General features: G+C 62.3%; 23 protein-coding genes. 7 read left to right on the top strand and 16 right to left on the bottom strand.

Translation table 11 applies throughout. The features are described 5' to 3' along the window. Positions 1–120: 120 nt before the first annotated feature. Both HMPREF9695_RS01350 and HMPREF9695_RS01345 read right to left on the bottom strand, forming a co-directional pair. Complete coding sequence (locus tag HMPREF9695_RS01350; protein ID WP_006018963.1) at positions 121–639, bottom strand: GNAT family N-acetyltransferase; 519 nt, start codon at positions 637–639, stop codon at positions 121–123. Positions 640–825: 186 nt separating this feature from the next. Next, positions 826–1,290: an NUDIX domain-containing protein gene (locus HMPREF9695_RS01345; RefSeq protein ID WP_006018962.1), complete on the bottom strand. Its 465-nt coding sequence runs from the start codon at positions 1,288–1,290 to the stop codon at positions 826–828. A 191-nt stretch (positions 1,291–1,481) separates the two neighbouring features. Between HMPREF9695_RS01345 and HMPREF9695_RS01340 the strand changes: the two genes are divergently transcribed. Next, on the top strand, positions 1,482–2,381 hold the full coding sequence (locus tag HMPREF9695_RS01340) for a metallophosphoesterase family protein (protein WP_006018961.1): 900 nt from the start codon (positions 1,482–1,484) through the stop codon (positions 2,379–2,381). On the opposite strand, the gene HMPREF9695_RS01335 is transcribed toward HMPREF9695_RS01340, so the two are convergent. From HMPREF9695_RS01335 to HMPREF9695_RS01325, 3 genes are all read right to left on the bottom strand, one after another. Beyond that, positions 2,378–2,941 (bottom strand): hypothetical protein, encoded by a 564-nt coding sequence (locus HMPREF9695_RS01335; protein WP_006018960.1) that lies wholly within the window; start codon positions 2,939–2,941, stop codon positions 2,378–2,380. The genes HMPREF9695_RS01340 and HMPREF9695_RS01335 overlap by 4 nt on opposite strands. Before the next feature lie 203 nt (positions 2,942–3,144). Further along, complete coding sequence (locus HMPREF9695_RS01330; protein ID WP_006018959.1) at positions 3,145–3,354, bottom strand: DUF4170 domain-containing protein; 210 nt, start codon at positions 3,352–3,354, stop codon at positions 3,145–3,147. Between the two features lie 267 nt (positions 3,355–3,621). Continuing rightward, positions 3,622–5,061 carry a helix-turn-helix domain-containing protein gene (locus tag HMPREF9695_RS01325; protein ID WP_006018958.1) on the bottom strand — a complete coding sequence of 480 codons (1,440 nt, stop codon included), beginning with the start codon at positions 5,059–5,061 and terminating at the stop codon, positions 3,622–3,624. A 148-nt stretch (positions 5,062–5,209) separates the two neighbouring features. On the opposite strand from HMPREF9695_RS01325, the gene HMPREF9695_RS01320 reads away from it, so the two are divergent. The 4 genes from HMPREF9695_RS01320 (at position 5,210) to HMPREF9695_RS01305 (ending at position 10,247) form a co-directional block, all read left to right on the top strand. Next, positions 5,210–6,850 (top strand): isocitrate lyase, encoded by a 1,641-nt coding sequence (locus HMPREF9695_RS01320; protein WP_006018957.1) that lies wholly within the window; start codon positions 5,210–5,212, stop codon positions 6,848–6,850. Positions 6,851–7,087: 237 nt separating this feature from the next. After that, on the top strand, positions 7,088–8,308 hold the full coding sequence (locus HMPREF9695_RS01315; RefSeq protein WP_006018956.1) for a lytic murein transglycosylase: 1,221 nt from the start codon (positions 7,088–7,090) through the stop codon (positions 8,306–8,308). Between the two features lie 89 nt (positions 8,309–8,397). Next, positions 8,398–8,898: a DUF1993 domain-containing protein gene (locus HMPREF9695_RS01310; protein WP_006018955.1), complete on the top strand. Its 501-nt coding sequence runs from the start codon at positions 8,398–8,400 to the stop codon at positions 8,896–8,898. A 251-nt stretch (positions 8,899–9,149) separates the two neighbouring features. Then, positions 9,150–10,247 (top strand): alkene reductase, encoded by a 1,098-nt coding sequence (locus HMPREF9695_RS01305; RefSeq protein ID WP_006018954.1) that lies wholly within the window; start codon positions 9,150–9,152, stop codon positions 10,245–10,247. 69 nt (positions 10,248–10,316) lie between these two features. Here the strand turns inward: HMPREF9695_RS01305 and HMPREF9695_RS01300 are convergent, their stop codons facing one another. The 11 genes from HMPREF9695_RS01300 to HMPREF9695_RS01250 form a co-directional block, all read right to left on the bottom strand. Then, positions 10,317–10,511, bottom strand: coding sequence for a hypothetical protein (locus HMPREF9695_RS01300; protein ID WP_006018953.1), 195 nt, complete (start codon positions 10,509–10,511; stop codon positions 10,317–10,319). Positions 10,512–10,905: 394 nt separating this feature from the next. Next, positions 10,906–11,334: an acyl-CoA thioesterase gene (locus tag HMPREF9695_RS01295; RefSeq protein ID WP_006018952.1), complete on the bottom strand. Its 429-nt coding sequence runs from the start codon at positions 11,332–11,334 to the stop codon at positions 10,906–10,908. Between the two features lie 39 nt (positions 11,335–11,373). Continuing rightward, entirely contained in the window at positions 11,374–13,461 is a 2,088-nt protein-coding gene (locus HMPREF9695_RS01290; protein ID WP_006018950.1) for a 3-hydroxyacyl-CoA dehydrogenase NAD-binding domain-containing protein, read from the bottom strand. Between the two features lie 10 nt (positions 13,462–13,471). After that, entirely contained in the window at positions 13,472–14,755 is a 1,284-nt protein-coding gene (locus HMPREF9695_RS01285; protein ID WP_006018949.1) for an acetyl-CoA C-acetyltransferase, read from the bottom strand. Continuing rightward, positions 14,755–17,016, bottom strand: coding sequence for an acyl-CoA dehydrogenase (locus HMPREF9695_RS01280; RefSeq protein WP_006018948.1), 2,262 nt, complete (start codon positions 17,014–17,016; stop codon positions 14,755–14,757). The genes HMPREF9695_RS01285 and HMPREF9695_RS01280 overlap by 1 nt, the downstream gene beginning before the upstream one ends. A gap of 271 nt (positions 17,017–17,287) precedes the next feature. Then, entirely contained in the window at positions 17,288–17,905 is a 618-nt protein-coding gene (locus tag HMPREF9695_RS01275; protein ID WP_006018947.1) for a flavin reductase family protein, read from the bottom strand. Then, complete coding sequence (locus HMPREF9695_RS01270; protein WP_006018946.1) at positions 17,898–18,545, bottom strand: TetR/AcrR family transcriptional regulator; 648 nt, start codon at positions 18,543–18,545, stop codon at positions 17,898–17,900. Before HMPREF9695_RS01270 ends, HMPREF9695_RS01275 begins: the two co-directional genes overlap by 8 nt. Positions 18,546–18,569: 24 nt before the next feature. Continuing rightward, positions 18,570–21,707: an efflux RND transporter permease subunit gene (locus HMPREF9695_RS01265; RefSeq protein WP_006018945.1), complete on the bottom strand. Its 3,138-nt coding sequence runs from the start codon at positions 21,705–21,707 to the stop codon at positions 18,570–18,572. 28 nt (positions 21,708–21,735) lie between these two features. After that, positions 21,736–22,845, bottom strand: a complete 1,110-nt coding sequence (locus HMPREF9695_RS01260; protein ID WP_006018944.1) for an efflux RND transporter periplasmic adaptor subunit — start codon at positions 22,843–22,845, stop codon at positions 21,736–21,738. A 152-nt stretch (positions 22,846–22,997) separates the two neighbouring features. Further along, positions 22,998–23,531 carry a cupin domain-containing protein gene (locus HMPREF9695_RS01255; RefSeq protein WP_006018943.1) on the bottom strand — a complete coding sequence of 178 codons (534 nt, stop codon included), beginning with the start codon at positions 23,529–23,531 and terminating at the stop codon, positions 22,998–23,000. A 121-nt stretch (positions 23,532–23,652) separates the two neighbouring features. After that, a complete protein-coding gene (locus HMPREF9695_RS01250; RefSeq protein ID WP_006018942.1) occupies positions 23,653–24,819 on the bottom strand; it encodes an acyl-CoA dehydrogenase family protein in 1,167 nt (388 codons plus the stop codon). 80 nt (positions 24,820–24,899) lie between these two features. Here HMPREF9695_RS01250 and tehA point away from each other — a divergent pair, with 80 nt between their 5' ends. Together tehA and HMPREF9695_RS01240 are read left to right on the top strand one after the other, a co-directional pair. After that, a complete protein-coding gene (gene tehA / locus HMPREF9695_RS01245) occupies positions 24,900–25,883 on the top strand; it encodes a dicarboxylate transporter/tellurite-resistance protein TehA (RefSeq protein WP_006018941.1) in 984 nt (327 codons plus the stop codon). Then, the gene (locus tag HMPREF9695_RS01240) at positions 25,880–26,233 is read left to right on the top strand and encodes a nuclear transport factor 2 family protein (RefSeq protein WP_006018940.1); all 354 of its coding nucleotides are present in this window, start codon (positions 25,880–25,882) and stop codon (positions 26,231–26,233) included. The genes tehA and HMPREF9695_RS01240 overlap by 4 nt, the downstream gene beginning before the upstream one ends. Positions 26,234–26,299 lie beyond the last annotated feature (66 nt).

The following is a 26,299-nucleotide window of genomic DNA, read 5'->3' as shown; positions in this document are numbered from 1 at the left end:
GGGTTGGGGTGAGGGGCAAATCTTGTCGCACACCGCGATGCCCGGCCCCTCACCCGGATTGCTTCGCAATCCGACCTCTCCCCGTAAACGGGGAGAGGTAAAACCGAAAAATCCTTTGCGTCACCGCGCCCGCGCGAAATTCCAGTCGGGACGGATCGCTCCGCTGACGCCTTCAAATGCGCCATCGACGAGTTCATGCACCAGCAGGCGCGCGTGATCGACCGGTCCCGGCATCGTCGCCTGCCCCTTCGGAATCCGCTTGAAGCCGACGCGGCTGTAATAGGCCTCGTCGCCGACCAGCAGCACCAGCCGGTGACCCTTTGCCTTCGCATCTTTCAACGCGCGGTCGAGCAGCGCCCGGCCGACGCCGCGATCGCGGAACGGCGGCTCGACGGTGAGCGGCCCCAGCAACAACGCCGGCGTGTTGCCGATGCAGACCGGCAGTTGCCGCACCGAGCCGACCATCAGTGTGCCGATCCGCGCGGTGAACGACAGATCGAGCAGATGATCGACATGCTCCCGCAGACGATAGGCGCTGAGCGCATAGCGGCCCGGCCCGAACGTGCGCTCGTGCAGGCGCTCGATGGCCTGCTCGTCGCCGGGGGTTTCGGCCAGGATGGTCAGGGAAAGGTCGGACATGATGGACCGCGAATTAGCATCTGGCGTGGGCACGGTCTACGGCCCACCGGATCGACTGAGCTGAAATCTCCGCCCAATCACGAGTTCACCCGCCGTCATTTCGGGATGCGCGTCCTTCACGCGCAGGCCCGGAATCCAGAACGACTGGATTCTGGGTTCGCTCGCGCCGCGGAATGACGGAGGCGGTTAAATCCAGTCCTCGGTCAAAGGCCGGTTATCCAGCACTTCGGCGATCCGCGCCCTTGTCCCTTGGGTGGTGTCGGATGGCAGATCTGCGACACTGAAAAAGCCGCAGGCCACGATTTCGTGGTTGGGCTCAGGCATCCGGTCCTGCCGGTACTGCCGCACGACATAGACCGCGACATGGTCGCGCGGCGACACCCGGCGGTTGAAGAACAGGCCATGCAGGAGCGGCTCGCCGGTCATCTCGATCCGGCCCTCCTCGATCAGTTCGCGCTTCAGCGAACTCAGGAAAGTCTCGCCGGTCTCGACGCCGCCGCCCGGCAGATGCCAGCCGGAGACGTAGCTGTGCTTGACCAGGAACACGCGGTTCTCGCCATCGAGCACGACCGCGCGCACGCCGAGCGTCATGCCCCGGGCGAAGCGCCAGTAGACGTGAAACATGCGCCGGAGCAGAGGCTCGATTTTCATGCGAACGTTTGAGATGTCCTTCGTCAAAATCAGTTCCGAAATCCCGACGCCGTCATGGCCGGATTATCCGGCGATCCACGTCCAGCAAACCATCAAGAAAGTCGTCATGCCCGCGTCAAGAGCCCTGGCACGACGATGTGCGGCATTCTGAATATCATGACATTTCGAGATAACGCATGTAACAAAAGGTTATGACGTCGTTTGTGCTCGCGCATCTGTCCGATCCGCATCTCGGCCCGATGCCGCGGCCGCGTCTGCGCGAACTCGTGGGCAAGCGCGCGATCGGCTATCTCAACTGGCGGCGCAAGCGGCACATGGTCCACCGCCGCGAAGTGCTCGGCGAACTCGTGGCCGACATGCACGCGCAGCAGCCGGACCACATCGCCGTCACCGGCGACCTCGTTAACATCGCGCTGCCGCTGGAATTTGCCGAAGCCCGCAGATGGCTGGAGAGCGTCGGCACGCCGGAGGATGTGTCGCTTGTGCCGGGCAATCACGACGCCTATGTGCGCGGCATCCGCGACCATTTTCCGCAAGCCTGGGCGGACTATCTTCGCGGCGACGGCGCAGCGAAGAACAGCGAAGCGACATTCCCCTATCTGCGGCGGCGCGGCCCGCTTGCGCTGATCGGCGTGTCCACTGCTGTTCCCACAGCACCCTTCATGGCGACCGGGCGGCTCGGGCAGCAGCAGCGGAGCGATCTCGAGAAGCTGCTGCCGAAGCTTGCCTCCGAGAAGCTGTTTCGCGTGCTGATGATCCACCATCCGCCGGTGACAACGCCGGGCCGCTGGGCGGCGCGGCTGCGCGATTCCGATGAACTGCTGGGTCTGGTTGCGCGCCACGGCGTCGAACTCGTGCTGCATGGCCACGATCACCGCCATGCCACCGTCTGGCTCGACGGACCGCGCGGACGGATTCCCGCGATCGGCGTGCCGTCCGCCTCCGCAATGGCGCACGGGCACAATCATCCCGCAGCCTATAATCTGTTTTTAATCGAACGAAATGGCGATGCATGGCGCTGCCAGCATCGCGTGCGCGGATTCGCCGACGGCATGATGCTCGGCGAGATCAAGGATGAGAAACTGATCTAGATTCCGCGCAGCGCCATCACCAGCGCGAAGCCGAACAGCGCGGCGAGACCTGCGGCGAATCCGAACGCGAAGGTCCAGACAGCACTGCGGCGCTTCGCCGGGATAGCGGCAGCCGCCACGGGTGCGGGAGCCGGCGTCACCACTATCGCGTGCTCGCGTTCGATCAGGCGGCGCGCGATATAATCCGTCACCGCATCGACCATCACCGGGATGTCGTGCGACTCGGCAATCACAATGCGCCCGAAGCGGGTGTCCTGCACGAAGCGGTAGATGCGCTTGTCGCGGCCCATCGCGATATGCGCGACGGCGTCGATCCACAGCCGCGGCGTGTCGCCCTGGCTGATGCCGCGATCGAACAGATCGACCCCGGCCGGAATCTCGGAGAACAGCGAATCGAGCGCGTCGTTGAGAATTTCCAGCCGGGCGACTTCGGCGTCGCGCAGATCGACGACCACGCTGGTGCGGTCGGCGGCCTCGATGCGAGCCTTCCGCAGGGCGTCGCGCAACCGGAACGGGTTCAGTTTGCCGGCTGAATCGCTCGGGACGCTCTGTTCCGCCATGACCTGAAAACCTTAGGGTTCGATAGGTTTGTTTCGACACCCTTAATCTATCAGTAACCCTGTTCCCGCGCCAAGGCCTCGGGCCGTTTCGCGCGTGGTTTCATGGCGTTGTTCATGTCCCAAAATGAAAACGGCCCCGTCCGGAAGCGGAACAGGGCCGTAAATTGTGGCGGGAGACGAACCCTCCCCGGAAGTTGTCGGTGTCAGGTATTCGAGCGGTTCGGCTCTTCCACGATGGAAAAGCGAACGCTGCCGCGATGACGGTTCTCTTCGGAGACGACACGCCAGGCGTCCTCGGCTTCCTTCCGGGTCTTGAAGGGGCCCTGAACCTGTGCCGAGCCCGCCACGAGTTTGTGGAAGTTCATCGAGCCGAACTCTCCGCCGATCACCCAGAAAATGCTGCCGCCGCTCATGTGAGTCTCCGTTCGTTAGCTTGAGCGCACCAGACTGTTTTTGTGAGCATGTTTCGGAAACCGATCGGCTTCCAGTCATGCCCGGCATTCAGCCGCTGCGCTTCTCGTCGTGTACTGATCTGAACACTATCTAATCACGTCGGCGGCTTTTGTAATGGAAATTTTGCAATAATCCAGTGCGGCGGTTCGCGGGTCCGCGTCATCGCCACAGAAAGTACTGCAAAATAAGGCGAACTTGCGCTCAAGAGACCGTCGCGCGATGAACTCTCAATCGGACGAAAATCCGAACGGAACGCTGAGCCGCCGGTAATCGTCAGGCAGGAGTTCGCGGCCGATCGGAAGTTCGGATCGCGCGGCACATGTCGGACGATGACAGACGCGGCACGCGACGCCAATCGGCGTCGGCGCGTCAGCGCGGGGCCCGGAGTCATCGCTGGTATAAATCAGCTTTTCCGCATGTTCAGCCGCGCATCCGATGGCGATGGCGCGCTCCACACGCGGTGCACCGAACGAGCCGCCGCCGGCGGTGACGGTGCGGGCAATGGAAAAAAAGCGCTGGCCGTCAGGCAATTCCAGCCACTGCGTCACAATCTGGCGCGGCGTCTTGAACACCCCGTGCACCGACCACAGCGGACAGGCTCCGCCGTGCTTCGCAAAGGGAAAGCCTGCGCCGTCGAGCAGCTTGGAAATATTGCCTGCCGGATCGACGCGGATCAAAAAGAACGGAACCTTCTCGGAGCCCGGTCTTTGCAGGGTCGTGATGCGATGCGCGGTCTGCTCGAAACTGGTTCCGAACTGGCGCGCCAGCGCTTCCATATCGTAGCGGCGCGTCTCCGCGGCTTTCACGAATGCGGAATACGGCATGATGAGCGCCGCCGCGGCGTAACTCGCGAGCGACCGGTGCGCCAGGAGTTCGCCGCTCTTGGTGGTGAACTGGCCGGCTTTCAACGCTGCACCGATCTCATCTTCGAATTCGAGATAGGCGAGTTGCTGAGCCAACTGGAAGTTGAAGCTCGCGGTGTCGAGCGAGTCATCGAACAGGATTTCCTTGCGGTGACGATCCAGCCGCCGCACCGAGCCGAGCATGACATTGGGCGGCAAATGGCGGACGCGGAGATTATGCCGCGCGCGCAGCCGCTCGATCAGCCAGGCCTGATCCGCCGGCCCCTGAAGAATGCGCTCTGCCGCATCGTCAATATCCGCGAAGTTATTTCGGCGCGCGGCCAGAAACCGCCGGACTTCCGCGACCGGATCGTTGGCATCCAAACCGCCAGGCCCTGAGCGCGATGCAGCCCCTGTCAGGCCGGGGCTCCTGCGATCGGCCAGTGCGAGCTGTTCCTCGCGGTAGGCCGTGTAGAGCCGCAGGAATGCTTCCGCCAATCCGGGATAGCCGATAGCGATATCGCTGATTTCAAGCGGCGGAATATCGATGTCGGCAAACATCGGCTCTTTCAGAACCGCCTGCATCCGCGCGGTATGATCGGCGCCGCCGTCGCCCGCGAGATCGGCGAGATCGATCTTGTAGGTACGGGCAAGGCGCAGCAGCATATCCGCCGTGACCGGCCGCTGATTGCGCTCCAGAAGCGCCACATAAGGCGCGGAAATGTCCAGATCCGCCGCCATGTCGGCCTGGGTCAGCCCCAGATCGCGCCGCAGCCGCCGCAGGCGCGGACCCATGAAAACCGAGCGGATTGTGGCTGTTGCCATGGGAATCGCCTACTGATTTACCTCTATTGTAAACTAATTACAGCATTACAACGAAAGTTTGTAAAGTCTGACAAGCTATCTTCAATCCCTCTAGCGAATGGCCGCGCAATGGGTTGAAACAGGGACAACTTCACAAGGGAACACCACCATGAATTATCAATCGCGCGGAATCTCCGACCAGGCAATTCAAGGCCCGTCTTCCTACAAGGCGGAACTCACTGCGGCTGAGGCTCTCCTCAAGGACCATCCGGCCTGGAACGGCGTGACCGCCGAGGCGGTTGCCCGCATGCGCCTGCAGAACCGTTTCAAGACCGGCCTCGACATCGCCCGCTACACCGCGGACGTGATGCGCGCGGACATGGCGGCGTACGATGCTGATCCGACCAAGTACACCCAGTCGCTGGGTTGCTGGCACGGCTTCATCGCCCAGCAGAAGCTGATCTCGATCAAGAAGCACTTCGGTGGCAAGACCGACCGCCGTTACCTCTACCTGTCGGGCTGGATGATCGCAGCGCTGCGCTCCGAATTCGGACCGCTGCCGGATCAGTCGATGCACGAGAAGACCTCGGTGCCGGCGCTGATCGAAGAACTCTACACGTTCCTGCGTCAGGCCGACGCGCGCGAACTGAACGACATCTTCCGTGAGCTCGACGCTGCCCGTAAGGCTGGCGACAAGGCCAAGGAAGCCGCGCTGATCGACAAGATCGACAACTTCCAGACCCACGTCGTGCCGGTGATCGCCGACATCGACGCAGGCTTCGGCAACGCCGAGGCAACCTATCTGCTCGCCAAGAAGATGATCGAGGCGGGCGCATGCGCCCTGCAGATCGAAAACCAGGTGTCGGACGAAAAGCAGTGCGGCCATCAGGACGGCAAGGTCACCGTGCCGCATGAGGTCTTCATCGCGAAGATCCGCGCCTGCCGCCATGCGTTCCTCGAACTCGGCGTGGACAACGGCATCATCGTGACCCGCACCGACTCGCTCGGCGCCGGCCTCACCCAGCAGATCGCCGTCAGCCACAAGCCGGGCGATCTCGGCGACCAGTACAACAGCTTCCTCGACTGCGACGAAGTTGACGCATCCAACGTCGGCAACGGCGACGTGATCATCAGCCGCAACGGCAAGCTGTTGCGTCCGAAGCGCCTGCCGAGCAACCTGTACCAGTTCCGCTCCGGCACCGGCGTCGATCGCTGCGTTCTCGACAGCATCACCTCGCTGCAGCACGGTGCTGACCTGCTGTGGATCGAAACCGAGCGTCCGAACATCGCGCAGATCGCCGAAATGGTCGATCGCATCCGCGAGGTGATCCCGAACGCGAAGCTGGCCTACAACAACTCGCCGTCGTTCAACTGGACGCTGAACTTCCGCTGGCAGGTGTTCGACGAGTGGAAGGCGGCCGGCAAGGACGTCAGCAAGTACAACCGCGCCGACCTGATGAAGGTGGAGTATGACGACACGCCGCTGGCGATCGAAGCCGACAACCTGATCCGCACCTTCCAGGCGGATTCGGCCAAGCGCGCCGGCATCTTCCACCACCTGATCACGCTGCCGACCTATCACACGGCTGCGCTGTCGACCGACAACCTCTCGAAGGAATACTTCGGCGACCAGGGCATGCTCGGCTACGTGAAGAACGTTCAGCGCGCGGAAATCCGCCAGGGTATCGCCTGCGCGAAGCACCAGAACATGGCCGGCTCCGACATCGGCGACGACCACAAGGAATACTTCGCTGGCGAAGCGGCCCTCAAGGCCGGTGGCGCTCACAACACAATGAACCAGTTCGGCTAAACGAACGGCTCGACACAATCACAACAACGAAATGCCCGGCCTCAAAGCCGGGCATTTTCTTTTGCGGAGGCTGGGTGCCGCGTGTCGCTCTTGCGTTCGGCCACGCCAGGGAATTGTAAACAACATCCAATTCGTCATTGCCGGGCTTGACCCGGCAATCCATCGCAGCACAAATCGACGACGATTTTAGATGGATGGCCGGGTCAAGCCCGGCCATGACATTCAGGGGAAACTCTCATGCTGCGCTTTCCTTCCATGCTTGGTGTTCTGCTTGTCGGCGCTGCTGCGTTCACCTCCCCCGCCCACGCCCAATCCGGCGCACGCTGCCATGGCGGCCAGAGCTTCGATCAGTTTCTGGCCCAATTGAAACAGGACGCGGTCGCCGCCGGCGTGTCGCAGCGCGCGATTGCCGCCGCCTCGCCCTACATGGTGTACGATCAGGGCATCGTGAACCGCGACAGGGGCCAGCGCGTGTTCGGCCAGATCTTCACGGAGTTCTCCGGCCGCATGGCATCCGAAGGCCGCAGGGTCAAAGGCCAGCAACTGATCCAGACCTACGCGCAGGCCTTTGCGCGCGCGGAAAAGGAATACGGCGTGCCGCCTGCGGTGATCACGGCATTCTGGGCGCTGGAGAGCGACTTCGGCGCGGTGCAGGGCAAGCTGCCGACGCTGCGCTCGCTGGTGTCGCTGGCCTATGACTGCCGCCGCTCCGAGATGTTCCGGCAGGAGACCATCGCCGCGCTGAAGATCATCGACCGCGGCGATCTTTCGCCCTCCGAGATGATCGGCTCATGGGCCGGCGAGCTCGGCCAGACCCAATTCCTGCCGCGCCACTACTTCGATTACGCCGTGGACTACGACGGCGACGGTCATCGCAACATGCTGCGCAGCGCGCCGGACGTAATCGGTTCGACCGCGAACTACATCGCGAACGGATTGAAATGGCGGCGCGGCGAGCCGTGGCTGCAGGAAATCCGCGTGCCCGCGAACCTGCCGTGGGATCAGGCCGATCTCACCATCAAGCACCCACGCTCGAAATGGGCGGCTTGGGGCGTGACCTATGCCGACGGGCGTCCGCTGCCGAAGGACGAACTGCCCGCTTCCGTGCTGCTGCCGATGGGCGGCACCGGGCCGGCGTTTCTCGCCTATCCGAATTTCGCCGCCTACACCGAGTGGAATAACTCCCTGATCTATTCGACCACGGCGGGCTATCTCGCCACCCGCATCGCGGGCGCGGGTCCGATGCGAAAACCTGCAGCGCCGGTTGCGCAGTTGCCGTTCAACGAGATCAAGGAATTGCAGCAACTGCTCGCGCGGCAGGGCTACAACGTCGGCAAGATCGACGGCATTCTCGGCCAGCAAAGCCGCATCGCGATCAAGACCATGCAGGTCAAGTACGGCCTCCCGGCCGATTCATGGCCGACCGCCGAATTGCTGGCGCGCATGCGTGGCGGCTGATTGTCAACTGCCGGCACTTGCAAGCACAAAGAGAACATCTACATCGGGCCAGTCTGCTTCACGGCAAGATTCTCCCCGAAAGGTCCCCCATGTCATTCTATGACGGCTCCGTTCCGGTCTTTGTCCACACACTGACGGCCATGTCTGCATTTCTCGCCAAGGCCGAAGGCTTTGCGAAGGAAAAATCAATCGATCCTGATGTTTTGCTGAACGCACGGCTGCACCCGACCATGTATCCGCTCAAGCGGCAGGTGATGGCGGCGTGCGATGCCGCGGTCCGCGCATCTGCACGCTTCGCGCAGCTTGAACTTCCGTCATTCCCCGACACCGAGAATACATTCGCCGAGTTGCAGACACGAATCGAGAAGGTCCTTGGCAACATCAAGACGATCGATCCGTCGAAATTCGAGGGCGCAGGGACGCGCGAGATTACGTTTCCTTCGGGACCCGGCACGACGCGAACGGTGACTGGCCAGGAATATCTCAACCACATGGCGCTGCCGAACTTCTTCTTTCACTGCGCGACCGCTTACGACATCCTGCGCCACAACGGCGTTGAACTCGGCAAGCGCGACTTCCTCGGCGCGTAAGGATCATGAAGAAAGCAGCGTAACGCTGCTTTCCTTTCGTCCCATTGACGGCGTGAAGACGATTTGCATCGCTTTGCCTCCATGGCGAGGGAAATCGTTCTTCGCGGCGCGCCCCTGTGTTTTAAACACGGAATACATGACTGCTATTCAGCCTGCCTGAATCAGCACTTTTCAACCGACCAAGACTTGCGTTTTCAGAGCCGGGATACTTACATGCACCTGCATTGAAGTCACCCTCAGGAAAAGCAGCCATGTCCGTTTCCAAACTCTTCGATCCCTACAAGCTCGGCGCCGTCACCCTTTCGAACCGCGCCGTCATGGCTCCGCTGACGCGCAACCGCGCTGTCGCGGGCTTCGTGCCCAATCCGCTTGCCATCGAGTACTACGGACAGCGCGCCTCGGCCGGACTGCTCATCACCGAAGCGAGCCAGGTCTCGCAGCAGGGCCAGGGTTATCAGGACACGCCCGGCATCTACACCAAGGAACAGGTCGCGGGCTGGCGCAAGGTCACCGACCGCGTTCATGAGCGCGGCGGCCACATCTACATCCAGCTCTGGCATGTGGGACGTATTTCCCACACCACCTTGCAGGAGAACGGCGGCGCGCCGGTTGCGCCCTCTGCGATCCGCGCCAATACCAAGACCTTTGTCGGCGGCTCATTCGCCGACGTCTCCGAGCCCCGTGCGCTCGAAATCGGCGAAATCCCCGGCATCATCGACAGCTTCAAGCGCGCATCGGCCAACGCACTCGAAGCCGGATTCGACGGCGTCGAAATTCATGGCGCGAACGGCTATCTGCTCGACCAGTTCGCCAAGGACGGCAGCAACAAGCGCACGGACGCCTACGGCGGCCCGATCGAGAATCGTGCGCGCCTGATGATCGAGGTGGCACAGGCCGTCGCCGCCGAAGCCGGCGCCGACCGCACCGGCATCCGCATCTCGCCGGTGACGCCCGCCAACGATGTATCCGACAGCAATCCTCAGCCGCTGTTCGACCACATCGTCGACCAGCTCAATGCGCTGAAGCTCATCTACATCCATGTCATTGAAGGCGCGACCGGCGGTCCACGCGACAACGCACCGTTCGACTATGACAGCCTGCGCAAGCGGTTCAGCGGCACCTACATCGCCAACAACGGCTATAACTTCAAGCTGGCGACCGAAGTGCTGGACAAGAACAAGGCCGACCTGATCGCATTCGGCAAGCCGTTCATTTCGAATCCCGACCTCGTCGAGCGGCTGAAGCTGGGCGCGCCGCTGAACGATTTCGACAAGGCCACGTTCTACGGCGGCGGCGCGAAGGGCTACACCGACTATCCGGTGCTCGGCCGTCAGGCCGCGGCGGAATAACGCGCTCACGCGTATCTTGAATCAGGAAGGCCGGATTGCACTCCGGCCTTCTTTCGTTTTGGGAAGAGTTTATGCAGGAAGCGGATCGAGTTGCCCGGCAAGGAACCGCGTCGCGGCGCGTTCGGCCTCACGTGCATTCTTGAAAACGCGGCCATCGAGCGGATTGAACTTATGCACCGCCGCGAAGAAGCGAAAACCCGACTTCTCGCGAACAACGATACCCGCGGCTTCCGAACTGACTTCGATGATGTAGGTGTCCGACATGTTCTATCCCGTGCCCCGTCCTTAGGGTTTCTCACGCGCTATAACCCCGAAGGGCTGAAAAGGTTTCAGCCCCTTGAAGCCTTCAACACACCGCCTCTTTCCGACTCATACCGATCTGGTATGCACATCCCGGGCCAACAGCAGAGAGCCTGTATTCAGCCCGAAATGACCGGAAAACAAACGGTGAGTGACTCCCGCGTGTGCAGTGCGCCGAACCTGTAGGCGCTTCGCGCGACAGTTTTATAACTGGAATGCATAGGCCGGAAGATCGTCGGGGACAGCGCGACAAAATAGCAATGCCGGTTCCGTGCAGCGCAACAAAACGGGACGAACGAATTCGTACAACCGTCACAGTTGCGAAAAATTACCTAACGTCTTGAGGAAGAATCCCTCGTCAGACGCTGACGGATGGAGAACGCTGCCCGATGGGCTGCGGACGGCCCTCGTCATCGATAGCGACGTAGGTGTAGTTTCCGTCGGTCACGAGAATCAGTTGCGATTCCTTCCGGCGTTGCACCCAAGCCTCGATATGGACGGTGATCGAGGTGCGGCCGAGCCGGACCGTGGTGCAAAAAACCGAAACCACATCGCCGACATTGACCGGCTTGCGGAAGGTCATAGCTTCAATCGCAACCGTGACGGCGCGGCTCTTCGAAACCTTGGACGCAAAAATGCCGCCCGCAATATCCATCTGGCTGAGCAGCCAGCCGCCGAAGATATCGCCGTTCTGGTTGGTGTCCGCTGGCATCGCCATGGTGCGAATGGAGAGTTCGCCCTCTGGCGCGGCTGGGGCGGGCGCGGCGTGAACGGGCGTGTCTGCCATCGATGAAATCCGTCAAATGAAGCTGAACGAAAATATGTGTCAGGCGAACGTATCCCACCCGGCGTCCGGTTTAAAGCGACCGCCGAACTTCGCTTCCAGCGCCTTCAGCGCCGCAACAACGTTCGCAGCGCCGCGGGTGCGTGCATAATTCAGCGGACCGCCGCGGAACGGCGCATATCCCGTGCCGAAGATCATGGCGCCGTCCACCACATCGCCATTCTCCACAATACCTTCGCGCAGACAGGCCACGCAGACATTCGACATCGGCAGGATGAGGCGGTCGATCATCTCCTCGGTGGGCTGCACCGGCGACGGCAGCTTCACCGCCTTGCCGTCCTTCCACTCGTAGAATCCCTTGCCGGTCTTGCGGCCGAGCTCGCCCTTCTTCACCTTGTCGCGCAGCCAGTCCGGCGCTGGCGGGAGCGCGGCTTCGCCGAACTTCGAGCGCAGCATGTCGCCCACCGCGAGACAGATATCGAGCCCGACCTGATCGGCCAACTCAATGGGCCCCATCGGCATGCCGAACTTCTCGGCAGCAGCATCGATGACCGCCTTGTCGACCTTCTCGTCGAGCATCACCATCGCTTCCAGCATGTACGGCGTCAGCGCGCGATTGACGAGGAAGCCCGGCGAACTTTTCACCGGCAGCGGCAGGCGATCGATGGCGCCGACAAACTTCAAAGCCGTCGCTAATGCATGCGGATCGACGGTGTCGTGGCTCACCACCTCGACGAGTTGCAAACGTGACACCGGATTGAAGAAATGCAGGCCCAGCAGCCGCTCGGGGTGCGTCAGCGTGGTGCGCAGATCCTGCAATGGAATGCTGGAGGTGTTGGTGGCAAGGATCGCGCCGGCTTTCATCACAGGCTCGAGCCCGGCATAGACCTTCTGTTTCAGTTCGAGCTTTTCCGGCACCGCCTCAATGATCAGATCGGCGTTGCGCACGCCTTCCCCGGTCATGTCCGGCATCAGCCGGTCGAGCGCATCGCGCAGATCGGCCTTCTTGCGGATGATCTTGCCGAACAGATCGGAAGCGCGCTTGACCGCGCCGGCGATCGGTTCGGCCTTCATGTCGGCCAGCGTCACGCGCAGGCCCTGATAGGCGCACCACGCGGCGATATCGCCGCCCATCGCACCCGCGCCGATGACATGAACATGCTTCACGGTGTTGCGGCCATCGGCGAGCTTCTTCATCTGCTCGCGCAGGAAGAACACGCGGATCAGATTCTGCGCGGTCGGCGTCACCATCAGATTGGCGAACGAGACCTGCTCCGCCGCCAGCATCGCCTTGCGATCGCCGCCGTGCTTTTCCCACAGACCGATCAGCGCGTATGGCGCGGGATAATGATCCTTCGGCGCGGTCTTCGCGGCCTCGCCGCGCATCCTGTTGGCAAGAAGGCCGCGCACCGGGCCGAGATTCATCGCTCTTGCAAGCAGGCCTTGCCTGTGCGGCCGCAGCCGCCCGAAGATCGCGTCCTTCACCGCATTTCGGACATGCCGCTCCTGCGTCACCGCATCGGCCAGGCCGAGCGACTTCGCCTTGCGGGCATCGATGGTCTTGCCGGTCAGCATCATCGTCATGGCCTCGAGCGGGCTGACGAGATGGGTGAACCGTGCGGTGCCGCCAAGGCCCGGATGCAGGCCGAGCATCACCTCGGGAAACCCGAAGCGCGCATTGTCGATGGCGATGCGCGTGTTGCACGCCAGCGCCACTTCGAGGCCGCCGCCGAGACAGAAGCCGTGGATCACCGCGACACTCGGAACCTTGAGCGCTTCCAGCCGGTCGACCACCGCATGGGCACGCGCCATTTGGCTTTCGACCTCGCGCGGATCGGTCACGCCGCGAAATTCGTTGACGTCTGCACCCGCGATAAAGCCCGACGGCTTCGCCGAGCGAATGACGATCCCTGCGGGGCGGTCCTGCTCCAGCGCGGCAATGACGGTCTCGAACTCTTCGAGCACGCTCGCAGACAGCGTGTTGGCGCTCGTGCCTTCGCGGTCGAACAGCAGCCAGGCGATACCATCGCTGTCGCGCGTCAGTTTGAAGTTCCTGTACGGTCCAGCCTGCGGCTCAGGTCCGAGTTCGAGGACGCGGTCCTTGAGAACATCCATGATGCGTGAGTCCATGTCCGTTCCCTTACACTGTCTCGATCAGCATCGCGCCGCCAAGGCCGCCGCCGATGCATTCGGTGGCGATGCCGCGCCGGGTGCCGAGCCGCTTCATCGCGTTGACCAGATGAAGCACGATGCGGTTGCCGCTGGTGCCGACCGGATGCCCGAGGCTGATCGCGCCGCCGTCGACGTTAAGCTTTGTGCGGTCGATCTCGCCCGCCGCGCCGTCGAGACCTAGCACCTCGCGGCAGAACTTGTCATCGTTCCATGCAGCCAGACACGCCAGCACCTGCGAGGCAAAGGCCTCGTTGATTTCCCAGGTCTCGATGTCCTGCAATTTGAGCTTGTTGCGCTTCATGAGTTCGGCCGATGACAGCACCGGGCCGAAACCCATGATGCTCGGATCGAGCCCCGCCCACTGGCTGTCGACGATGATCGCCTTCGGCTTGAGCCCGTATTTGTTGACGGCGTCCTCGGACGCCAGAATGGTCCAGCATGCGCCGTCGGTGATCTGGGACGAATTGCCCGGCGTCACCTGTCCCCATGGCCGCTCGAAGGCGGGCTTCAGTCTTGCCAGCTTGTCCATCGACGAATCGGGCCGCACGCCGTCGTCATGGTCGTAGAACTTGCCGTCGCGCGCGAACGAGGTCTCGACCTCGCCCTTCAGGAATCCCTGCTCCTGCGCATTCGCCAACCGCCGGTGACTTTCCACAGCGTAGGCATCGGCCTGCTCGCGCGTCACGCCCATCAGATGCGCGACGACTTCGGCGGTCTGGCCCATGTTGAGATCGGTGATCGGATCGGTCAATCCGCGTTCAAGACCGATGATCGGCTTGAAGTCCGAAGGCCGCGCCTTCAGAAACGCTGCCGCCTTCGACAGCGTGTCCTTGGCGCCCGCAAATTTCGCGAACCAGCGCACGCCGGATTGCGGAAACACCAGCGGCGCGTAGCTCAGCGCTTCCGCGCCGCCCGCCAGGATCATGTCGGCCTTGCCGGCTTCAATATAACGATACGCCGTGTCGATCGACTGCATGCCGGAGCCGCAATTGATCTGCACGGTGAACGCTACCATGCGCTCGCCCATGCCGAGGCGAAGCGCCGCGACGCGCGCCGGATTCATCTCGTCGGCGATGACATTGACGCAGCCGAGAATGACCTGATCGAACGCATTTGGCGCAAAAGGTTGCCGCGCCAGCAAGGGCCGCCCGGCCTGAACTGCGAGATCGACCGGGGTGAATGGCCCCGGCCCGCCTTGTGCTTTCAGGAACGGCGTGCGTGCGCCGTCAACGATATAAACCGGTCGCGCCATCAGCTTGCCGCCCGGTCCGGCGTGGTTTGCTTCGCCTCGGTCCGCTTGTGATAGATCGGCGACAGCGCTTCGGGTGCGAAGTCGTCGACCTCAATCACCAGCGCGACCGCATCGTGCGCAGTCTTGAGCTTTGCGCCTTCGTCGGCGGTGATGACACCTTTCTTCACGGCTTCGCTCCAGTCTCGGATTTTTGCGGCGTGCATTTTCTTCTCGATCGGCTCGTTGGCGGTGACCAGCAGGAACGCACGCTCCAGCCGCGCCAGCGGACCATCGTCGTTGCCATGATAGAGGCCCGCGGTCAGCCGGTCGCGCACCGCACCCGGCGCAAGGATCATTTGCGCGCAGTGGTGCACAACTTTATCCGACGGTCCGAGCGGATTGGCGCCGAGCGGCTGGATCAGGAATTTGAGGATCACGCCCACAAAGCGGTTCGGCAGGTTAGCGATCACCTCCGCAAGACGGTTCTCGATGGTGCGGATGCCGTTCGCCATCACCCATTGGAGCGCGGGGAAGTCGGCGTCCTGACGGCCCTCGTCCTCCCAGCGTTTCAATGCCGCCGAGAGCAGATACAGTTCGGAGAGAATGTCGCCGAGCCTTGCCGACAGCATTTCCTTGCGCTTGAGCGCACCGCCGAGCGTCAGCAGCGCCATGTCAGAGCACAGCGCAAACGCTGCCGAATAACGCGAGAGCTGGCGGTAGTAACCGGTCGCGGCGCCAGCCTCGGGCGCCGGGGCAAACGCGCCGCCGGTCCAGCTCCGGCCCCATGCGCGGAATGTATTGGTGATGGCGTGGCCGACATGCTTCCAGAACGACGCGTCGAAATCGGCGAGGCCCTTCTTCGGGTCGGCTTCGCCAATCGCATTCATTTCGCTCAGAAGATAAGGATGCGCGCGCACCGATCCCTGCCCGAACACAATGAGATTGCGTGTCAGGATGTTTGCGCCCTCCACCGTGATGGCGACCGGCACCGATCGGTAGAGATTGCCCATGTAGTTCTGCGGCCCGTCGATCACGGCCTTGCCGCCATGAATATCCATCGCGTCATCCACCGTGATGCGCAGGCGTTCAGTGGCGTGCAGCTTCATGATGCCGGAGACCACCGCCGGATGAATGCCCTGATTGAGCGCGGCGCAGGTTAGCCGTCGTGCGGCGTCGAGCTGGTAGGCCGTGCCCGCGATGCGCGCCAGTGGCTCCTCGATACCCTCGAACTTTCCGATCGGCACATGGAATTGCTCGCGGATGCGCGCATAGGCCCCCGTGGCGCGCGCGCAGTACGCCGCGCCTGCGGAGGATTGCGACGGCAGAGAGATGCCGCGGCCCGCGGCCAGCGCTGTCATCAGCATCTTCCAGCCCTGTCCGATGCGCTCCTGTCCGCCGATGATGAAGTCCATCGGAATGAAAACGTCCTTGCCCCAGTTCGGACCGTTCTGGAACACCTGCATTGCCGGCAGATGGCGATGACCGATGCTGACGCCGGGCAGGTCAGTCGGAATCAGCGCAACCGTGATGCCGAGTTCTTCCTCGCTGCCGATCAGATGATCTGGATCGTAGGCCTTGAACGCAAGACCAAGCAGCGTCGCCACCGGGCCAAGGGTGATGTAGCGCTTGTGCCAGTTCAGCCGCAGGCCGAGTGTCTCCTTGCCGTTGAACGTGCCCTTACAGATGATGCCGGTGTCGATCATCGACGCGGCGTCGGAGCCGGCCTCCGGGCTGGTCAGCCCGAAGCAGGGAATCTCGCGGCCTTCCGCAAGACCGGGCAGCCACCTGTCACGCTGCTCCTTGGTGCCGAAGTGCATCAGCAGTTCACCCGGCCCGAGCGAGTTGGGCACCATCACCGTGACCGCCGCCGTCACCGACCGCGACGAAATTTTCCGAACCACTTCCGAATGCGCATAGGGCGAGAAGCCGAGGCCGCCATAGTCCTTCGGGATAATCATGCCGAGGAATTTGTTGCGCTTGATGAACTCCCAGACTTCGGGCGGCAGGTCGCGCCATTCCCAGTTCACCCTCCACTCGTCGACCATCTCGCAAAGCTGCTCGACCGGGCCGTTCAGGAAAGCCGTCTCTTCGTCGGTGAGCTTTGCCGGAGCGAAGGCCAGCAGCTTCGACCAGTCGGGATTGCCGGTGAACAGATCGGCATCCCACCAGACGTCGCCGGCCTCGAGCGCCTCGCGCTCGGTGTCGGACATCGGCGGCAGCGCCTTATGCGCCCACGCGAAGATCGGACGGGTGATGAGATCGCGGCGGAAGGAGAGGCTCATGGGACGATCCTTTTGTGGAAAGGCCAGCGTAACCACGGGGCTGAAATGCTAGGGCATGAACCCGAAATGCGGGAGTGGATTTCGTTTAGATCATGCCTCATTCTAGCGGCGGCAGTGCTGAAAATAGCTTCGGCGGTGTGTCGCGTTTAAAGCGAAAGCCCCCAAAAATTCCTATGTTTCAATAACCTGCAGAGCGGCGCAGCGTTCCGCGCCGGCCTCCCGAACAATCGGAAAACGGTCAAAAATCACCAAGACTTGAGCCAAAACGCCGCTACCGCGGCCGGATCATCTCGAACATTATGTCGGGCCGGATCTGGGCGTAGTCGCCCATCCGTCCCGCGCGCAGGATCGGATAGGCCTCGGCAGTCTGATAGACGCCGTCCCTGATCAGGCTCTTGTCGATATGGACCGCGACCACTTCGCCGAAGGTGACCCAGGCGTCGGCTTTTTTTCCGTCAGCGCCCTCGAGCTGGATCATCTGGGTCAATTTGCACTCGAACGAGACGAGACTTTCGCCGACGCGTGGCACATCGACCTTGCGGCTCGGCGCCTTGGTCAGCCCGGAAATCGTAAATTCGTCGGTTTCGTGCGGCACGCTCGCCGACGTCATGTTCATCTGCTCGGCGACGTGCTTGGTCACCAGATTCCAGGTGAACTCCTTCGTCTCCTGAATATTGGAAACGCTGTCCTTCCAGCCTGTCGAGGAAAAGCCGATGATCGGCGGCACATAGCAGAAGGCGTTGAAAAAGCTGTAGGGCGCAAGATTGATGTGTCCCTTGGCATCCTTCGATGAAATCCAGCCGATCGGCCGGGGACCAACAATGGCATTGAAGGGATCGTGCCTGAGGCCGTGGCCTTTTGAGGGTTCGTAGTAGTGAAAATCAGCCATAAATAGCTTTGCCTGCAGCTGTGCCGCCCAGAAGATCGGGCGTGCCCAGCGTAAGGCCGGCGATAATAAAGTCTATCATTTGATCGAGGCTCGGCCCCGGCTTTTTCGCGCTCTGTTCGATCATCTGCGGATGGAAGAACCGCAGCATCCCGGCGCAGACACACTTGGCGGCCAGCTCTACGTCCTTGACGTTGAACACCCCAGCCTTGGCACCGTCGGCAATCACCGCGCCGATGGCCATGACGATGCGCTGGATATGCGCATCGCAGACATCCCAGCTTTCTTCCATTGCGATGGCGACCATCTCGTGGATCTTGGCATCGCCAACGAAGCGTTCGGCATTCATCACACTGACCGTGGCGAGCAATTCCTTCATCCGCTCCCGCGGCGGCGTCGGTTTGGCCGCAATCGCGTCCGCGGCATCCTCGACCTCAGCCATCAGCCGCCGCGCCACACCTTCATGGATCGACTTCTTGGAATCGAAGAAGCGATAGATGTTCGCCGGCGACATCTTGAGCGTCTTGGCGATATCCGCGACCGTGGTCTTGAGATAGCCGACATCGCGAAACAGGCGCTCCGCAGTCGCGAGAATGCACGCCTTCTTTTCGGAATCGGTATCGCTGTCGTGAAGCAGAGTCATGTCAGTGTCATACTCAAGGTTCGATTATTCGGCGGCGGTCGCCAGCGGCGGCGCTTGCCGGATCTGGCCCGGTTGCGCGGGCGCCGGAACCACACCCTCACCCCGTTCGTCCAGACTCTTCCTGAACCATAGCGCATAGAGGCCGGGCAGGAACAGCAGGGTCAGGAATGTTGCAACGAACAATCCACCCATGATGGTGATGGCCATCGGGCCCCAGAAGGCCGACCGCGACAGTGGAATCATCGCCAGGATCGCAGCCAGCGCCGTCAACACCACCGGCCGCGCGCGGCGAACCGTGGCTTCGACGATGGCTTCGCGCCGGGTCAGGCCATGCTCGACGTCGGTCTCGATCTGATCGACCAGAATCACCGAGTTGCGCATGATCATGCCGGCGAGCGCGATCAGCCCGAGCAGCGCCACGAAACCGAACGGACTGCCCGCAACGTTGAGGCCCAGCGAGGCGCCGACGATGCCGAGCGGCGCGGTCAGGAACACCAGCACCAGCCGCGAGAAGCTCTGCAACTGGATCATCAGCAGCGTCAGCATGCCGATCACCATCAGCGGGAACAGCTTGTTGATCGACGCATTGCCCTTTTCGGACTCCTCGATCGCGCCGCCGATCTCGATGCGGTAAGCCGGTTGCAGGCTCTTGCGAATGCCTTCAAGCTTCGGCCAGATCGCATTGGTGACGTCCGGCGCCTGTACGCCGTCGACAATATCGGCGCGCACGGTGATCGCCATGTCGCGGTTACGCCGCCACAGGATCGGCTCCTCGTGTGCGTATTCGATCTTAGCGATCTGCGACAGCGGCACGGCAACGCCGCCCCGCGAATAGATCGTCAGATCGCCGACACGGCCGAGATCGAGCCGCTCCGACGGCACGGCGCGGGCGACAACACCGACCTTCTCGATGCCGTCGCGCAGCGTCGTCACCTGCACGCCGGAAATCAGCATCGCCAGCGACTGCGAAATGTCCTGCGGCGTCAGGCCGAGCGCACGGGCGCGATCCTGATCGACGGCAAGCTTGAGGTATGGGGTCTGTTCGTTCCAGTCGAGATGCGGATCGACCACCTTGTCGTTGCCGCGCATGACCTCGCGCACCTTGTAGGCGATGTCGCGCACAGTCGTGGTGTCCGGGCCGACGACACGGAACTGAACCGGGAAGCCGACCGGCGGGCCGAAGTTGAAGCGGTCGACGCGCACACGCGCTTCAGACAGCGCGCCATCGGCCACGGCCTTCTCCAGCCGCGCCTTGATGCGCTCGCGCGCCGCGACGTCCTTCGACACGATCACCGTTTCCGAGAACGCCTCGTTCGGCAATTGCGGATTGAGGCCGAGCCAGAAACGCGGCGAACCCTGACCGACATAGGTCGTGTAGGTGGCGATGTCCTTGTCGTCCTTGAGCAGCGCTTCCGCCTTCTTCACGCTCTCCTTGGTGACGTTGAACGCGGTGCCTTCCGGCAACCGCAGTTGGAGGAACAGCTCCGGCCGCTCGGACAGCGGGAAGAACTGCTGCTGCACATGACCGAAGCCGACGATCGACAGCGCGAACACACCGACCGTCGCCAGCACCACGGTGCCGCGGCGACGCACACACCATTCGATCACGCGGCGCAGGCCGCGATACATCCGCGTCTCATAGATCGCGTGCGGATCATGGTTATGCTTGCCATGATTGAAGTTCGGCAGCAGCTTGACGCCGATATAGGGCGTGAAGATCACCGCGACGAACCATGACGCGATCAGCGCAATCGCCACCACCCAGAAGATGCCGCCGGCATATTCGCCGACCGACGAATTGGCAAAGCCGATGGGGAGGAAGCCAACGGCCGTGACCAGCGTTCCCGTGAGCATCGGAAACGCGGTAGATTCCCAGGCAAAGGAGGCCGCCTTCACGCGGTCCCATCCCTGCTCCATCTTCACCACCATCATCTCGACCGCGATGATCGCGTCGTCGACCAGAAGGCCGAGCGCGATAATCAGCGCACCGAGCGTGATGCGATGCAGGTCCATGCCCATCGCATTCATCACGATGAAGACGATCGCCAGCACCAGCGGCACCGACAATGCAACGACGATACCGGTGCGCCAGCCGAGCGCGAGGAAGCTGACGAACAGCACGATCGCCAGCGCCTCCACGAACGAATGCACGAACTCGCTGACCGCGTGCTCGACCACTTTCGGCTGATCGGCGATCTGCTCGATCTCGATGCCCTGCGGCACGGCGGCCATGAATTCCGCGGTCGCCTTCTTGATGCTCTCGCCAAGCTCGAGAATGTTGGCGCCCTTCGCCATCACCACGCCGACGCCGATCGCGGGCTTGCCTTCCTGGCGCACCTGATAGGTCGGCGGATCGACGAACCCGTGGGTGACCATGGCGATGTCGCCAAGGCGGAACACGCGGCCATTGCCCTCGACCGGCGTTTCGGCCACGGCCTTGACGCTGTCATAGGCGCCGGTGACGCGCAGCGGAACGCGCTGCGACGACGTTTCAACCGTGCCCGCCGGAACCACTGCGTTCTGCTTGGCCAGCGAATCGAACAGCGCCTGCGTCGTGATGCCGAGCGTCGCCAGCTTGGCGTGCGAGAACTCGACGAACACGCGCTCGTCCTGCGTGCCGTACAAATTGACCTTGGTGACGTTCTCCGTCTTCAGAAGGCGCTGGCGCAGGCCTTCGGCCACTTTCTTGAGCTGGGCGTAGTCCGTGCCCTCGCCCGTCAGCATGTAGAGAATCGAATCGACGTCGCCGTATTCGTCGTTGATGTTCGGACCGATCAGGTTCGGCGGAAGATCGTTCCTGATGTCACTGAGCTTCTTGCGGAGCTGATAGAAAAGCTGCGGCACTTCCTTCGCAGGCGTGTAGTCCTTGAAGGTCAGGGTCATCGCGGTGAACGAAGGCTTGGTGTAGGTCTGCACCTTCTCGAAGTACGGCAGTTCCTGAAGCTTCTTCTCGATCGGATCGGCGACCTGCTCCTGCATTTCCTTGGCCGTCGCGCCGGGCCACATCGCGTTGACGATGACCACCTTGATGGTGAACGACGGATCTTCCGCGCGGCCGAGCCGCTCGTACGAGAAGAAGCCCGCGATGCCGAGCATCACGATGAAGAACAGGATCAGCGTCGGGTGCGCCACGGCCCAGGCGGAAAGATTGAATCGCTTCATCGGACCCTCGGTATGTCTGTGCGTTAAATCAGAACGACAGCGACGAAACGACACGGACCTTCTGGGCCGGATCGAGCTTTTGCACGCCGAGCACCACGACCTTGGCGCCTTCCTCGACGCCGCTGGTGATGATGACGTCGTTGGTCTCATAGGCCTTCACCGTCACCGGCTTCAGCGAGACAGCGCCGGTGTTGGCGTCGGCGACATAGAGTGAGGGTCCATCGCCCTGGCTGAACAGCGCCGACAGCGGCAGCCGCGCCACGCGCTCGGTCACCGGATCGGCCAGCGTCAGGGTCGCGGTCATGCCGAGCGAAACCGCATCATCCGCGCCGGGCAGCGAGAACTTCGCCAGATAGGTCCGCGTTGCGGGATCGGCGGCCGGCGCGATCTCGCGCAGCTTGGCGACATATTTCTTGTTCGGCTCGGACCACAGCGTCACGCTCGCTTCGCCGGTCTTGGCAAAGCTGACCATGGTTTCCGGAATCGCGACCACCGCTTCCTTCTCGGCGGAGCGCGCCACGCGGATCGCGGTCTGACCCGACGCCACCACCTGGCCCGGCTCGATCAGCGTCGCGGTCACGACACCGCGCGTATCGGCGACAAGGTGAGCATAGGACAGGCTGTTCTTGGTGAGTTCCACCGAACGCTCGGCGCGGTTGAGGCGCGCCCGCGCCTCGTCGGCTGCCGCCTTCACCTGATCGAGCTGCGCTTCGGTGGACCAGCCCCTGGCGCGCAGTTCCTTGGCGCGGCCCTCGGCGGCGCTTGCCTGCGCCAGCACACCGGTGGCGGCGCGGAATTCAGCCTCGGCCTGCTCGGCCTGCAATTTGAGATCGACCTCGTCGAGGGTCGCCAGCGGCTGACCGACATCGACCATCTGCCCGACCTCGACGAGGCGCTTGGCCACCTTGCCGGGCACGCGGAAGCCCATGTCGGTTTCGATGCGGGGGCGGATGGTGCCGACGAAGCTGCGCTCCGGCGACTGCGACTGATAGTGGACCGTCGCCACCAGAACCGGGCGCCCCTTCTCGCCCTCCTGGGCCTGCTCCTTGCTGCAGGCGCCGAGCGCCAGGGCAGGAATAATCAAGGCGAGAATGGCCAAGCCATTGCGTTGGCTTGCGAATTCGGAGATGCGGCGCATCGGAAGCTCCCTTGGGATTATCCCGGGAGCTTCTAGTAACGACTGACGATTGTCAATATTCGTCAGTAGTCAGAATGTCGCACTGCAAACACTTGGCTTCAAAGGCGTTTTTGGAACCGTTCCTTTTTATCCATCCTCGGATACCGGTGATTTCAGGCCTTCTCCGCAGGGTCGCGGTGAATCGGATCGACCCACAATACGGTCTCCGGCTTCTCCACCGGCTCGATATCCAGATTGATAGCGACGGCTTCGCCGTCACTGCGCACCAGCACGCATTCGAGCACTTCGTCGGGGCTGGCGTTGATCTCCTGATGCGGCACGTAAGGCGGCACGAAGATGAAATCGCCCGGCCCGGCCTCGGCGGTGAACTGGAGATGTTCGCCCCAGCGCATGCGCGCCTTGCCCTTCACGACATAGATGACGCTTTCCAGATGACCGTGATGGTGCGCGCCGGTCTTTGCGTCCGGCCTGATCGTCACCGTTCCGGCCCACAGCTTCTGCGCGCCGACCCGCGCGAAATTGATCGCAGCCTTGCGGTCCATGCCGGTGGTGGACGGCACATTCGAGTCGAGCTGATTGCCGGGAATGACGCGCACACCGTCATGCTTCCAGCGGTCGTCGCCGTGCGCATGGGAATGATCGTGCGAGTGATCGTGGGAATGATGATGATCGTGCGATCCGGACATGGCTTCCTCTAAGTTTTTGCGAGCGCTGACGCGCGACGTTGCCGGCACGTCACCAGATATGTCAGTGGTCGTCAATGTATCGGCGCGTCATGCGCAAGACGCGCGCCGTGCATGGCGTGCATCAATAAGACTTCGGCAGTCCCAGAACCTTCTCGCCGATAAAGCTGAGAATAAGCTGCGGGCTGATCGGCGCAATGCGCGGGATCATCACTTCGCGCAGATAACGCTCAACATGATATTCCTTGGCGTAGCCGAAACCGCCGTGGGTCATCACCGCCTGCTGGCAGGCGTCGAAACCCGCCTCGCCCGCGAGATATTTTGCGGCATTCGCGGCGGGGCCGCACGGCAATCCCTGATCGTATTGCCAGGCCGCCGACATCGTCATCAGCCATGCCGCTTCGAGATCGATCCAGTTCTTCGCCAGCGGATGCTGGATCGCCTGGTTCTGCCCGATCGGCCGGTTGAACACGATGCGCTGCTTCGCGTAAGCCGCTGCACGATCGAGCGCGAGCTTGCCGAGACCGACCGCTTCCGCCGCGATCAGCACCCGCTCGGGATTCATGCCGTGCAGGATGTATTCGAACCCCCGGCCTTCCTCGCCGATACGATCCTCCACCGGAATCTCGAAGTCGGCGAAGAAGAGTTCGTTGGAGTCGATCGCCTTGCGGCCCATCTTCTCGATCTCATGCACCTTCACCCGCTCGCGGTCGAAATCCGCATAGAACAGGCTGAGACCGTGGGTCGGATTCTTCACTTCTTCCAGCGGCGTGGTGCGCGCCAGCAGCAGAATCTTGTGCGCGACCTGCGCGGTCGAGATCCAGACCTTCTGGCCGTTGACGATGTATTTGTCGCCCTTGCGCACCGCGCGGGTTTTGAGTTGCGTGGTGTTGAGTCCGGTGTTCGGCTCGGTCACCCCGAAGCAGGCTTTCTCGCGGCCCTCGACAATGCCGGGCAGCATGCGCGCGCGCTGCGCATCGTTGCCGAACACCACCACCGGATTGAGCCCGAACACATTCATGTGGATCGCGGAGGCGCCCGACATGCCCGCGCCGGATTCGGAGATTGCGCGCATCATGATGGCGGCTTCCATGATGCCGAGACCGGAGCCTCCGAATTCCTCGGGAATGCAGATGCCGAGCCAGCCGGCCTGCGCCATCGCGTCGTAAAACTCGTGCGGAAAGCCGCCGGTGCGATCCTTCTCGAGCCAATAGGTGTCGTCGAAGCGGGCGCAGATTTTCAGAATCGCATCGCGAATGGATTCCTGCTGCGGGTTCAGGGCGAAGTCCATTGTGATCGATCCTCCCGATTGCTAGAAACCCTTACGGCCTAAGCAGCCCCCCGGACAATCCCAAAAAGAACAGGCAAGCCGTGCGTATCGACATCTCGAAATTCTCCGCGACCATGTTCGGTATGGTTCTTGGCATCGGCGGGCTTGGCGCCGGCTGGCGTGCCGCCTCTCATGTCTGGGGCGTGCCGGGCGTCATCGGCGAAACGCTGGCCCTGACGGCGTCCGCCATCTGGCTGATCTGGTTTTCGGTCTACGTCCTGAAATGGATTCAGGCCCCCGAAGCCGCCATGGCCGAGATCGTTCATCCCATCCAGTCCTTCTTTGTCGTGCTCATTCCCATGACGACAATGATCGCCGCCTGGTCAATCGCGCCGTACCTGCCGCGCATTGCATTCGGCCTGTTTATCTGCGGCGTGGTCGGACAGCTTGCGTTTACTGTCTGGGGCGTCGGCGGACTGTGGATCGGAGGCCGGCCGACCGAAACCACAACCCCGGTGCTTTACATGCCGACCGTGGGCGGTAGTTTTGTCAGCGCGATCGCCTGCGGCCTTTTCGGTTATCCCGACGCGGGACTGCTGTTCTTCGGTGTCGGCTTCTTCTCCATCATCGTGATGGAATCGGTCATCCTCACGCGGCTGCTCGCGCATGGCATTCCGGTTGCACTCCGCGCCACCATGGGAATTCATCTCGCGCCGCCCGCGGTCGGCTCGGTCGCCTATCTCGCCGTGACCAGCGGACCGCCCGATCATCTCGCCCACATGCTGTTCGGCTACGCGCTGTTTCAGGCGCTGGTGATGCTGCGGCTGATTCCATGGCTGCGCGAACAGCCGTTCTCGCTCGCCGCGTGGGCCTACAGCTTCGGCGTCTCGGCCCTGCCGCTCGCCGCCCTGCGGTTCATTGAGCGCGGAGAAACCGGCATCATCGCCCATCTGGCGCTGCCGATTTTTGTGCTCTCCAATCTGATCATCGGATGGCTTACCCTGCGAAGCCTGCTGATCGGATGGCGCTACGTGTTCACATCCATCGGGCCGAAAGCGAAGCCGGAGACGGAGGTTCTGCCATGAATTCGGATCACGACATCCTCACTGCTCTCAACCGCGATTACATCAATTCGGTGCAGACCTGCGACGTCAAACGCTTCGATGAAATCCTGGCGCCTGACTTCTACTGCTCGAATCCCGATCGCTCGCTGGTCGATCGCGCCGGTTTCCTGAAGCAGACTGCCAGGCCCATCGCGATCAGGAATCTCAAGGCCGAGGACGTGCTGATCCGGATCATCGGCGACGCGGCCATCATCCACGCGCGTACGAGCTATGTAATGCCGGACGGCAGCGCGGGCGGCGGGCGCTACACCGATGTGTGGGCGAAGATCGGCGGCCAGTGGCTGGCTGTCTCGGCGCATGTGACGCGGTAGCGCCTCGAGATAGATTCTACGCCCTCACCCCAACCCTCTCCCCACGGGAGAGGGAGTCAGATCGCA

Source organism: Afipia broomeae ATCC 49717, from assembly GCF_000314675.2.
Lineage (GTDB): Bacteria > Pseudomonadota > Alphaproteobacteria > Rhizobiales > Xanthobacteraceae > Afipia > Afipia broomeae.
This window is presented reverse-complemented; position numbering and strand designations above follow the sequence as displayed.

Excerpts from the sequence above, each read along its gene's own strand:
- HMPREF9695_RS01240 (WP_006018940.1), top strand. The coding sequence starts at position 25,880 with ATGAATTCGGATCACGACATCCTCACTGCTCTCAACCGCGATTACATC.
- HMPREF9695_RS01275 (WP_006018947.1), bottom strand. The coding sequence starts at position 17,905 with ATGGCTGATTTTCACTACTACGAACCCTCAAAAGGCCACGGCCTCAGG.
- HMPREF9695_RS01300 (WP_006018953.1), bottom strand. The coding sequence starts at position 10,511 with ATGTCGGACACCTACATCATCGAAGTCAGTTCGGAAGCCGCGGGTATC.
- HMPREF9695_RS01305 (WP_006018954.1), top strand. The coding sequence starts at position 9,150 with ATGTCCGTTTCCAAACTCTTCGATCCCTACAAGCTCGGCGCCGTCACC.
- HMPREF9695_RS01280 (WP_006018948.1), bottom strand. The coding sequence starts at position 17,016 with ATGAGCCTCTCCTTCCGCCGCGATCTCATCACCCGTCCGATCTTCGCG.
- HMPREF9695_RS01270 (WP_006018946.1), bottom strand. The coding sequence starts at position 18,545 with ATGACTCTGCTTCACGACAGCGATACCGATTCCGAAAAGAAGGCGTGC.
- HMPREF9695_RS01315 (WP_006018956.1), top strand. The coding sequence starts at position 7,088 with ATGCTGCGCTTTCCTTCCATGCTTGGTGTTCTGCTTGTCGGCGCTGCT.
- HMPREF9695_RS01320 (WP_006018957.1), top strand. The coding sequence starts at position 5,210 with ATGAATTATCAATCGCGCGGAATCTCCGACCAGGCAATTCAAGGCCCG.
- HMPREF9695_RS01255 (WP_006018943.1), bottom strand. The coding sequence starts at position 23,531 with ATGTCCGGATCGCACGATCATCATCATTCCCACGATCACTCGCACGAT.
- HMPREF9695_RS01285 (WP_006018949.1), bottom strand. The coding sequence starts at position 14,755 with ATGGCGCGACCGGTTTATATCGTTGACGGCGCACGCACGCCGTTCCTG.
- HMPREF9695_RS01340 (WP_006018961.1), top strand. The coding sequence starts at position 1,482 with ATGACGTCGTTTGTGCTCGCGCATCTGTCCGATCCGCATCTCGGCCCG.
- HMPREF9695_RS01295 (WP_006018952.1), bottom strand. The coding sequence starts at position 11,334 with ATGGCAGACACGCCCGTTCACGCCGCGCCCGCCCCAGCCGCGCCAGAG.
- HMPREF9695_RS01250 (WP_006018942.1), bottom strand. The coding sequence starts at position 24,819 with ATGGACTTCGCCCTGAACCCGCAGCAGGAATCCATTCGCGATGCGATT.
- HMPREF9695_RS01350 (WP_006018963.1), bottom strand. The coding sequence starts at position 639 with ATGTCCGACCTTTCCCTGACCATCCTGGCCGAAACCCCCGGCGACGAG.
- HMPREF9695_RS01345 (WP_006018962.1), bottom strand. The coding sequence starts at position 1,290 with ATGAAAATCGAGCCTCTGCTCCGGCGCATGTTTCACGTCTACTGGCGC.
- HMPREF9695_RS01330 (WP_006018959.1), bottom strand. The coding sequence starts at position 3,354 with ATGAGCGGCGGCAGCATTTTCTGGGTGATCGGCGGAGAGTTCGGCTCG.
- HMPREF9695_RS01310 (WP_006018955.1), top strand. The coding sequence starts at position 8,398 with ATGTCATTCTATGACGGCTCCGTTCCGGTCTTTGTCCACACACTGACG.
- HMPREF9695_RS01335 (WP_006018960.1), bottom strand. The coding sequence starts at position 2,941 with ATGGCGGAACAGAGCGTCCCGAGCGATTCAGCCGGCAAACTGAACCCG.
- HMPREF9695_RS01265 (WP_006018945.1), bottom strand. The coding sequence starts at position 21,707 with ATGAAGCGATTCAATCTTTCCGCCTGGGCCGTGGCGCACCCGACGCTG.
- HMPREF9695_RS01290 (WP_006018950.1), bottom strand. The coding sequence starts at position 13,461 with ATGGACTCACGCATCATGGATGTTCTCAAGGACCGCGTCCTCGAACTC.
- HMPREF9695_RS01325 (WP_006018958.1), bottom strand. The coding sequence starts at position 5,061 with ATGGCAACAGCCACAATCCGCTCGGTTTTCATGGGTCCGCGCCTGCGG.
- HMPREF9695_RS01260 (WP_006018944.1), bottom strand. The coding sequence starts at position 22,845 with ATGCGCCGCATCTCCGAATTCGCAAGCCAACGCAATGGCTTGGCCATT.